Genomic DNA, 7136 nt, shown 5'->3' on the forward strand with positions numbered 1-7136 from the left:
GATGTGTGGGTGGTGTTTGGGGGGCTGGCGCGCGCGGCGGGGCCGACTGCGCCGCAGGCGCGCTGGTTGTGGCCGGCGCCAGCGCGACCTCGAGATCGTCGTCGAGAAACTCAATGTCGTCGTCGAGGAACTCCACCCCGCCGAGGGTGTCGGCCGGCGGCGGCGTGCTCTGGCGAGCGCGCAGCGCGTCGGTGGAGGGGGCGTCGGCCAGCACACCGCTGTCTTCGGTCGAGGGGGAGAGCCCCAGCGCCTCTCTGGCCTGCGCGTTGTTCGGGTCGAGGCGAGCGATGCGCCGCCAGATGTTCTCAGCGTCGGCGCGCCGGCCCGCCGCGGTGTAGAGCGGCGGCAGCGAGAGCAGCACCATCACCGCCTTATCGTCGCGTCCGAGGCGCTCAAAGGTGTTGCCCAGAAGCTCCAGCGTCTCCACATCTTCGGGGGTCTCCCGAAAGAGGATCTGAAGATGTTGCAGGGCGGTTTGCTCGTCGCGGCGGTCCAGGTGCAGGCGCACCACCTGCTTGCGCAGGTCGTGGCGCTGCGGCGTCAAGAAGAGCACGCGCTCCAGCACCTGCAAGAGCTCATCGTGGCGACCTTCGTCTTCGAGCTTGCCGGCGCAGAAGCTAAACGCCTCGACCGCCTGAGCGTTGAGCCCGTCGCGGGTGTAGCGCTCGGCGAGCTGGATGCGCAGGCCCACGTCTTCGGGGTCGATACGCACCATCTGCTCGAGCATCTGGCGCTGGCGATCGGCGTCGCCCAGCTCTTTGTACATGCGCTGGGCTTGATGGAAGGATCGCACCGCGTCTTTGAGACGCCCCAGCCGGAAGTAGCACTCCCCGATGGCGTGGTGCAGGGCCACGTCGCTGTCGTCGAGGCGCTGGGCCTGCTTGTAGACGGCGATGGCCTTCTCGTACATGTCTTGCTGGGCGTAGCGATCGGCCACCGTCTTATAGGCCGAGAGCGCCTCATCGATCCGATCGAGCTTGACGTAGAGGTCGCCGCACTTGAGCAGCGTGCGCAGATCGGAGGGATCGTCGTCGGCAAGGAGCATGTACTCCTTGAGAGCTTTATCCCAGTTGCCCTTGCGGATGTGTTTCTGAGCCGCGTTGAGCACTTTGTTGCGGTTGATCGCCACGGAGTTCCCTGCGCGTCGCAAGACGATGAAGCCGGGGGACGGGACGGCAATGAATGCGGCCGCCCGGCGCGAGTTTCAAAAGGCTTCGGGGGGTAAAGGCCGATGATACGTTGGCCCTTTCGGGAGCGTCAAGGTGGCCGGTGAGCGGGTGCTCACCGGCCCGAAGCCGGGGATAGAAGGCATAACCCCGGCTCTTTATTTTCAACGCTTACTTGTTGACGCGCTCCACAAACTCGCCGGTGCGCGTATCGACCTTCACCATCTGACCGATCTCCATGTAGAGAGGCACCTGCACGGTCAGGCCCGTCTCCAGGGTCGCCGGCTTGGTGGCACCCTGAGCGGTGTCGCCCTTAAAGCCGGGATCGGTCTGGGTGACTTCCAGCACCAAAAAGGTGGGCGGCTCCACGCTGATCGGCTTGCCGTTGTGGAAGAGGATGTCCACCTCAAGGTTGTCTTTGAGGTAGGGGAGCACCTCTTCGACCGCGTCGTTGGTCAGACGGATCTGCTCGTAGGTCGAGGTGTCCATAAAGACGTAGAAGGCGTCTTCCGGGTAGAGGTACTGCATGGTGCGCGATTCGAGGTTGGGCTGGTCGACCTTATCGCCGGAGCGGTAGTTCTGGTCGAGCACGCGCCCCGAGATCAGGCTCTTGATGCGGGTCTTAACAAAGGCCACCCCTTTGCCCGGCTTGACGTGCTGGCAATCGATGATGACGTAGGGCTCACCATCGATCTCGATCTTAAGGTTTTTACGAAAGTCCTGGGTGCTGATCATGGCTCGCTCTCAAAATTCAGGTGGCGTGCCCCGGCCGGGGCCTCGTCGGGTGATAAGGGGGAGGGCAGGCTCGCGACGCGCAACGGCGGCGCCGTATGCCGCGTCGAAACCATGCCCCTGATGCTTCAATACATGTGGTTTGGCCCGCTGCGGGCCTGGCTGCCGCGCCCTCGCTCAGCGCATCTCGCGCTCAACAAATGGCGAGATCAGACGCAACATCGTCTGGCCCCGGTTGACGTCTCCCTCAGCGGTCAGGGCAAGAATAAGCAGATATTCTTCGGCGACCACCTTGGCCAGCGCCGTAATCGATCCGGCGGTGATGCTGACCTCGTTGACCTCGCCGACGTCGTAGATCTGCAGGCGCCGAAACTTGTCCAGGAGGTTGCTCAGCTCAATGGCCACCGCGCTCATCTGCGGGAGCTCCTCGTCTTTGTAGACGCTGTCGATGGGGATGCCGTCAAAGCCAATGAGCAGGCAGCCGATGGCGCCGTCGACGTTGTTGACCACGCTGGTCAACTTCTGCTTGAACATGAAACCTCCAAATCTGGCAAACCCCGGTCGAAGCCGCGGGTCTTTTACGGCGGTGCAGCGGGGCAACTCTCCAACAGAGCGGTGTTCAAGGTCAAGAGCCTACCGCGTCAAATAGGGGCCTGTACAGCGCATTAGCAGGGGATGGCAGGGCCTCAATTGCTTGAGCCTTGCCCGCTATGATACCACCGGCGCCCCCGGCCCCACGCCGCGCGCGCGAGCGTCGCGCCCGGGAGCCGCGAGGCAACGCAGACGACGACGTAACCAGGCGGCGCGCAGCCGCGATGAGGATAGCATGATGGCGAGAATCGCAGCCGCACTGGTGGTGACCTTGAGCGCGGTGTTGGTCTTCTGGGGCGCGGGAAACTTAGGGATCTGGGAGCCCTGGGAGTCCGGCGCGCTGCGCCTGGCCATTGAGGTCAGCGAGCCTGCCTCGGTGGCGGAAGACGCCGACGCGGCGGCGGACGCGACCGACGAGGGCGAAGACGCGGAAGAGGGCGACGAGCCGAGCGCGGAGGTTGCGGGCCAGGGGCTCGACGCGCGCGCCCGGGCGGTGCTCGGCGAAGACGAGGGGCGTTTCTCGGGCCTGCGGCTGTGGTGGTTGACGCAAACGGTTGATGATCAGCCGGTGGTCGAGTCTGGCGAGGTCGGTCAGGCGGAGCGCGGCGTTCGCGCGTTGATGATGCTCATGGCGCTTTTGCTCGTGGTGGGCGTGGGCCTGTGGACCCGACGTTATCTGGGGGAGCGGGCTGCGCTGCTCAGCGCAGTGATACTGGCGACGACGCCGGCGGTGCTCCTGGGCGCGATCTTTGTATCGGGCCCGATCGCGATGATGCTCAGCTCCACGCTGGCACTGCTTGGCCTTGTGGGCGCGGCGCTCGAAGAGGCGCGCCCCCGCCAGCCTGGCGAGTCGTCGATGAGCCGGCAGGCGTTGGGTTGGCTCGGTGTGGGGATGCTGGGGCTGATGCTCTCGGTGTGGGAGGGCGGCGTCTTTGGCGCGCTCGTGCCCGCGCTCACCGCGCTGGTGGTGGTGCTCCTGGAGTGGCGCAGCCCGCAGGCCGGCCGCCCGCTGGCCCGAACGCTTCTGAACTGGCGCGGCGCCCTCTGGGTCGGGGCCGGCATGCTCACTCTGGTGGTGCTCGCCGGACAGACCGGCTGGGCCTACCTGCTCACGCAGCACGGCTTTGCCGACGACGTGGACTTCGCCAGCCGCTTTGGGTGGTGGTTGCGTCAGATCGGCTTTGGCTTTTTCCCCTGGTTTGCGCTGGCCTTTGCCGGCTACGGCTACATGAGCCAGCGCCTGGTCGGGAGCGCTCCTGCCGAAGATGTCTCGGAGCGTTCCGATGCCGACGCCTCCACCGCCTTGATGGCCCGGGTGCTGATGCTCTGGCCGGCCGTTGCGTTTGTGGTGATGGCGGTGGCCGGGCGCTTTGGTCACGCCACCTTCGCGGCCTTTGTGCCGCTCGCGCTGGGCGTGGCCTGGGCGCTCTCCGACAGAGAGTACTGGGCCGAACTTCGGCTTAAGCCGCAGCTTTATCTTCTGCTCGCCCTCTCTGCGATCTTCATCGTGATGATGCTCGGCAAAGATATTGAGCGTTTCCCGCCGCGACTGGTGGAGCTTGTGACCGCCGGTCAGGATGAGCTGGGCCTGGGCGAAGACTACGAATACGGCCGCGCGCTGAAGCTCTGGAAGTACGGCTATGTGGCGCTGCTGGCGGCCTATTTTGCCGGGGCGATCAGCTGGTCGGTCTTCTTCTGGCGCGACCTCAAGACCTTTGGGCGATGGGTCAAACGCACCTGGCGCGCCTGGCGAAGCAAGGGCGAAGACGGCGCGTCTGATGTGGCTGAGCCCCGCGCTGCGGCGGCGGATGCGAGCGCGTCGATGAGCCCGGGTGAGGCGCGCGCCGCCGAGCGCGAGGCTTACCGCCACGAAGATGGTAAGCTGGCCAGGCTTGCGGCCTTTGCCGAGGGCTACACTGGCCTGCTCCTTGTGGCGACGCTGGGCGCGGTGAGTTGGGCGGTGATTGTGGTCGGTGTGTTTTTGCCCGACCTGGACTCCAACCTCTCCAACCGCAAGATCGTGGCGAGTTATCTGGAGGCCCGTGAGAATGATGAGCCTCTGCTGCGTTACGGCTATGACACCAGTGAGTCGGACTTCTACCTGCGGGGCCTGGAGTCGATCGCACACGCCCGGGCGTTCAACGCGCGCTTCGATGATGAGGAGCGTTTCTTCGCGTTGATCCCGCGCGACAGGCTGGCGGCGGTTCACTCCGATGTGCGCCGCGCGCACAAGGCCGACCTTGTGGTGGTCGATAACAGCTCGGCGTCAATGGTGCTGGTCAGCAACAAGCTCGGGGAGGGCGAAGAGGATCAGAGCCCCCTTGCCGGCGCGCTGCTCGACGAGCTCCCCGACTCGGCAACGCCCATCACCGTGGAGGGCGACCCGGAGAGCTCGCCGGCGTTCAACCGCCAGATCGAGCTGATAGGCTACGAGCTCAACAAAGCTGCCGAGGGCGACGCGCGTCCCCGCTACAGCTGGGGCGAAGAGCTGACGATGACGCTCTACTTCAAGAGCCTGCGCCGGGTGACGAGCGAGCAGGAGATCTTTGTGCACATCGACACGCCCGGAAACCGCATTGGCGCCGACCACGATCCGGTGGGCGGCAACTACCCCACCAGCCGCTGGCTGCCCGGCGACATCGTGCGTGACGAGCACACCCTGACCATCGATCGTTATTCGACGCCGGGCACCTACACCATCTGGATGGGCTTTTACCGGGGCTCCAACCGCATGGACGTAAGCCCGCGCAAAGGCCACGACGGGCAGGACCGCGTGAAGGTGGCGGAGATCGAGATCGAGGCGTTTTGATGCGGCGTTTGCAGCGGGTGTGCGCGGGTTGCCTGGCGGTGGTGATGGTCCTCTGGGCCGCATCGGCGGCGGCTGAGCCGCAGGTCGGTGAGGGGGCCAGTGAGACTGGTGCGGCACCCGCGAGCTGCGTGCTGGAGGCGGTCGAGGGGGGGGTGCGCTGCGTCGGGGGCGGCGAGGAGGTGGCGCTTGAGCATCCGTCGCTCTATGGGGATCCCACGCGCTATCGTGAGCGCCAGGGTGGGCGTCGCCCGGTGGGGCCGGTGCGCCTCGGGGAGCGTTATTATTACGGGGTGCGCGCTGAGCTTCTGGTTTTCGATGCGCAGCAGCGCGCGGTGATCGAACGCGTGGCGTTGCCCTCCACGCTGCGTGAGATCGAGGCGGTGCGGGAGGGTGAGACGCCCCATCTTCGGCTGCATCTGGAGGGGGGGGCGACCCCCGCGCTCCGATACACCCCCGGCGCTTCTCCCAACGCCGCGGCCTACGGCGGCCCCTGGTCCTGGCCCCAGACGCTGGGGGCGATGCAGGACGCCCTCTGGCGCGAAGAGGTGGCGCTCGGCCGGGAGCCCGGCGCCGTCGCGGCTCCCGACCCCGAGCTTGAGGCCGACGCGCCCGACGACGCCGCGCTGCTCGACGCGATGAGCGCGCGCGCTGAGCTCGACCGCACCAACATCTATTACGCGCTCTACCGCGCCGAGGCCCTGCTGCGACTCGCCCGTGTGGAGGAGGCCCGAAGCGCCGCCCTGCAGGCCGCCGAGCGCGATGCGCCCTGGTACGATCTTCTGCGCGCCAGCGCCCGACTTCGTTATTTCGGGTTGGAGACGGCCGCCGATCTGGCGATGGGGCGCGGCCTGGAGGCGATGCGCGACGCCGGTGTGCGCGCCGAAGCGATCACCAGCCCGGTCGCGGCGAGTTTTATGTTCATCTGGTTGCGCGAGGCGCTGGACCGCGTGGCAGGCGCCCCGGTGGTCGACGAAGACGACGCCACGCTGAGCGCGGCCGAGGTGTTGAAGCGCGCCGAAGAGGCCATGCCCAACGCCGAGGGGCTGCGGGCGGCCTGGCGCGCGCTGGGGGCAGAGAGCGTCGCGCATCTCACGCGCCCCGGCCCCGGCGCGATGGTGGAGGAGGCCGTCGACGAGGTCGACGAGCACCTGGTCATCGGTCTGGGGCTCCTGCTGGCGATGCTCGGCGGGGGCGCGGTGGTGGGGTTGGGCCGCGGTCGCGGGCGCTGGGTGGCGGCCGATGTGGTGGTGCTGGTCTCTCTGCTGGCGATCAGCGCCTGGAACCTTGGCGAGCTCGGGAGGGCGGCGCAGCGCGCAGCCTTTGTGTGGGAGGCGCCGGTGGAGATCGGCAGCGACGCGCTCAACGCGCCCGGGGCTCGGGCCTGGCTCAACACGCTGACCGAGTCCGGCGCACGCACCCAGCTCCAGGAAATCATCGGCGTGCAGGAGCTCGCCATGGCCCAGGGGCGCCCCTTTAATATGAGCATTGAGGGCACCACCCTGGCGCGCCTGCTCGAAGACGCCCTCACCGCCCACCTCGAAGCCCACGCCATCGGCTCGCCGGCGGAGCTGGAGGTCTCGCCAGCGGTGCGTGAGGAGTTCGGGTGGCTCGACGCGGTGCGCGCCATCGATCTTCGGGGCGGTCGCGGGGTGTTGGTGGCGGGCGGTCTTCTGCTCAACGCACTGATGCTGGGCGGACTGGTCTGGGTGCTTTGGGGTCGATCGCCAGCGTTGGGGCGCAGGCTGCGGGGGTGGTGGCCCGGAGCGCCGGCGGCGCTGGGCCCGGCGCGCGTGGGCGTGTGGGCGGCTTTTTGTGTGGGGCTGGCCGGGGTGACGCCG

Annotated in this window: 5 protein-coding genes; 2 read left to right on the forward strand and 3 right to left on the reverse strand. The window is 67.2% G+C overall.

Going from position 1 to position 7136, the window contains the following annotated elements:
- The 3 genes from FRC96_RS16265 to FRC96_RS16275 all read right to left on the reverse strand — a co-directional run.
- Nucleotides 1-1129 (reverse strand): tetratricopeptide repeat protein (locus FRC96_RS16265; RefSeq protein WP_146975971.1); only part of this gene is annotated, 1129 nt, incomplete at its 3' end.
- Between the two features lie 208 nt (nt 1130-1337).
- Entirely contained in the window at nt 1338-1901 is a 564-nt protein-coding gene (efp, locus tag FRC96_RS16270; RefSeq protein ID WP_146975972.1) for an elongation factor P, read from the reverse strand.
- Nucleotides 1902-2075: 174 nt separating this feature from the next.
- A complete protein-coding gene (locus FRC96_RS16275; protein WP_146975973.1) occupies nt 2076-2432 on the reverse strand; it encodes a hypothetical protein in 357 nt (118 codons plus the stop codon).
- A gap of 292 nt (nt 2433-2724) precedes the next feature.
- On the opposite strand from FRC96_RS16275, the gene FRC96_RS16280 reads away from it, so the two are divergent.
- Both FRC96_RS16280 and FRC96_RS16285 read left to right on the forward strand, forming a co-directional pair.
- Nucleotides 2725-5298 carry an ArnT family glycosyltransferase gene (locus tag FRC96_RS16280; RefSeq protein WP_230470345.1) on the forward strand — a complete coding sequence of 858 codons (2574 nt, stop codon included), beginning with the start codon at nt 2725-2727 and terminating at the stop codon, nt 5296-5298.
- Nucleotides 5298-7136, forward strand: a 1839-nt coding sequence (locus tag FRC96_RS16285) for a hypothetical protein (RefSeq protein ID WP_146975975.1), incomplete at its 3' end; no start/stop codon positions are given. The genes FRC96_RS16280 and FRC96_RS16285, both read left to right, overlap by 1 nt.

The sequence above is a fragment of the Lujinxingia vulgaris genome, from assembly GCF_007997005.1.
Lineage (GTDB): Bacteria > Myxococcota_A > Bradymonadia > Bradymonadales > Bradymonadaceae > Lujinxingia.

Excerpts from the sequence above, each read along its gene's own strand:
- efp (WP_146975972.1), bottom strand. The coding sequence starts at position 1,901 with ATGATCAGCACCCAGGACTTTCGTAAAAACCTTAAGATCGAGATCGAT.
- FRC96_RS16280 (WP_230470345.1), top strand. The coding sequence starts at position 2,725 with ATGATGGCGAGAATCGCAGCCGCACTGGTGGTGACCTTGAGCGCGGTG.
- FRC96_RS16275 (WP_146975973.1), bottom strand. The coding sequence starts at position 2,432 with ATGTTCAAGCAGAAGTTGACCAGCGTGGTCAACAACGTCGACGGCGCC.